Origin of the sequence: Eudoraea sp. (genome assembly GCF_049665975.1) — a bacterium.
Classification (GTDB): Bacteria; Bacteroidota; Bacteroidia; order Flavobacteriales; family Flavobacteriaceae; genus Eudoraea.
On record NZ_JBATGR010000227.1, the window covers coordinates 1 to 2,165 of the forward strand.

Consider the following 2,165-nt stretch of genomic DNA (forward strand, 5'->3'; position numbering starts at 1 on the left):
TCCCAACAGGATTGGAAGTTACATTTGCAGAATGGGGTAATAGGGATGCACGAAGTGAATCCCAACAGGATTGGAAGTTACATTTGCAGAATGGGGCAATAGGGATGCACGAAGTGAATCCCTTTTAAAATGAACTGTTACGGGATCAAAAAACAGAAAAGCACCAGCTTGTGTTTGTTTCTATGCTTGCCCCGGATTACTTTGTAGGGATGCACGAAGTGAATCCCTTTTAAAATGAACTGTTACAGAATCAAAAAACAGACAAGCACCAGCTTGTGTTTGTTTTTATGCTTGTCCCGGATATCTTTTATAGTTGAGAATAGTACGTTTCCAAACTCACTTCTATAGCCTATAGCCAATAGAGATAGAGATAAATACGAAGTTTCCTTATCTTAAATTTTCAGCTTACTGAGAAACGAAACAACTCCGGCCTTTCGTACATTGCTTGGGAGATACCAAACCATTATCAGGACCCATTGCTCCTGCAGAATTGATGCACCAGCAAATAGTGTTGGCATCATCTAATAAGAGCCAGGGATTATCTCCACCTTCCATCATTCCATAAGGGTTTCTGGCGCGAAGGAATTTGCAAATGCTCATATTTCCAGGTTTACTTTTGTCCATACTAAGAAATTTCTAAAATTGCTTGCTTAATTGTAGCTATAAATAAAGGGACTTTATACCCGTTTTTCGCCAATGGGCGCGCTTTTGACATCGCTGCTTCTGCCGCTGCCATTGCATTTTCGCTATTAATAGTCTTCTTTTCAATTGCCTGTTGGGCCTCCATAGACCGATACGGCACAGGAGCAGCTGCACCTAATACAATACTCGCTGAACGACAAGTATCCCCTGAAACCTCAAGCACTACAGCTACATCTCCCAAAGACCAATCATACGATTCACGGGCTACTTGCTTAATATAAGCACTTTTGGTATTTTTAGAAGGAGCTGGAATAATGATTTCCGTTATAATTTCCTTTGCCTGAAGGATGTTTTCCATAGCAATATCCTTTCCTACGGTAACAAAGAAATCATCCATGCGCACTTCTTTCTTTTCCCCTTCACCATTGACGATTACAACACTCGCATTAAAAGCCATAAGTGCGGTTGAAATAGAAGAGGCATGAACACTTACACAAGATCCATTATCAATAATGGCATGATTTTCATTTTCACCTGTTTCAGAGTGGCGGGCAAAACATCGATCACCTCCTTTACGAAAGCAATCATGATCAGCAGAACGAAAATACCAGCAGCGGTTACGCTGTGCTATATTACCTCCCAAAGTCGACATATTTCGCAACTGAGGGGTTGCGGCGTGGTTTACTGCCTGGTGGAGTGCCAAATAGTTAGTTTTTATTTCCGGATTTGAAGCTATTTCGGCTAAAGTTACATTAGAACCTATGCTCAATCCATTTTTGGGATCATAACCAATTTTGTCAAGACCGGGGATATTCCTGATATTGATAATTTTTTGGGGTTTAAGCAAGCCTTCCTTTACCCAGTCAAACACATCAATTCCACCGGACTTGAATACCGATGCATTATCTGAATGCTCATATAGCTGTTCGGATACTGTTGAATTCACCTGTTGAAGGGCTTCTTCAACGGATTTGGCTTCGTACCAACTAAATTTATTCATGTCTTTGTATTTAAGAGACTTTATTTAATGCTTTAAGAATACTTGAAGGAGTAATAGGTATTTCATAAATCCGAACTCCTATCGCGTTATAAACGGCATTGGCAATTGCAGCAGCGGTTGCTATATTCGCAGGTTCTCCAATGCCATATGCATCCGTAGAAGAAAGCGCTGAATATTCTTCTACAATAATAGTTTCAATTTCCGGGATTTCCATAGAAAATGGCACCTTGTATTGATCCACATTGGCATTCATCATATGACCAGTTCCATTGTCCATAACTCTGTTTTCATATAAGGCGTACGAAACACCCTGGATGACTCCCCCATTGATTTGACTTTCCAATTGACCTATATTAAGCGGTCTACCGCAACTATGGGCAGCAACTATCTTATCTACTTTAACAAATCCTGTATCGGTATTAACACTGACCTCTGCAAACTGTACAGACCCCAAATCTCCATAGGCCAAACCCCATGGTTGTTGAAAGCCACCGTAATCATCAGATCGGCTGGCAATTTTACT

3 protein-coding genes are annotated in these 2,165 nt (G+C 40.6%); all 3 read right to left on the minus strand.

Annotated elements, in window-relative coordinates; translation table 11 throughout:
- Positions 1-405 precede the first annotated feature (405 nt).
- Complete coding sequence (locus WBN20_RS08580; RefSeq protein ID WP_424277238.1) at positions 406-624, minus strand: hypothetical protein; 219 nt, start codon at positions 622-624, stop codon at positions 406-408.
- A gap of 1 nt (position 625) precedes the next feature.
- The gene (locus WBN20_RS08585) at positions 626-1,642 is read right to left on the minus strand and encodes an FAD binding domain-containing protein (RefSeq protein WP_424281383.1); all 1,017 of its coding nucleotides are present in this window, start codon (positions 1,640-1,642) and stop codon (positions 626-628) included.
- A gap of 10 nt (positions 1,643-1,652) precedes the next feature.
- Positions 1,653-2,165 (minus strand): molybdopterin cofactor-binding domain-containing protein (locus tag WBN20_RS08590; protein WP_424281384.1); only part of this gene is annotated, 513 nt, incomplete at its 5' end.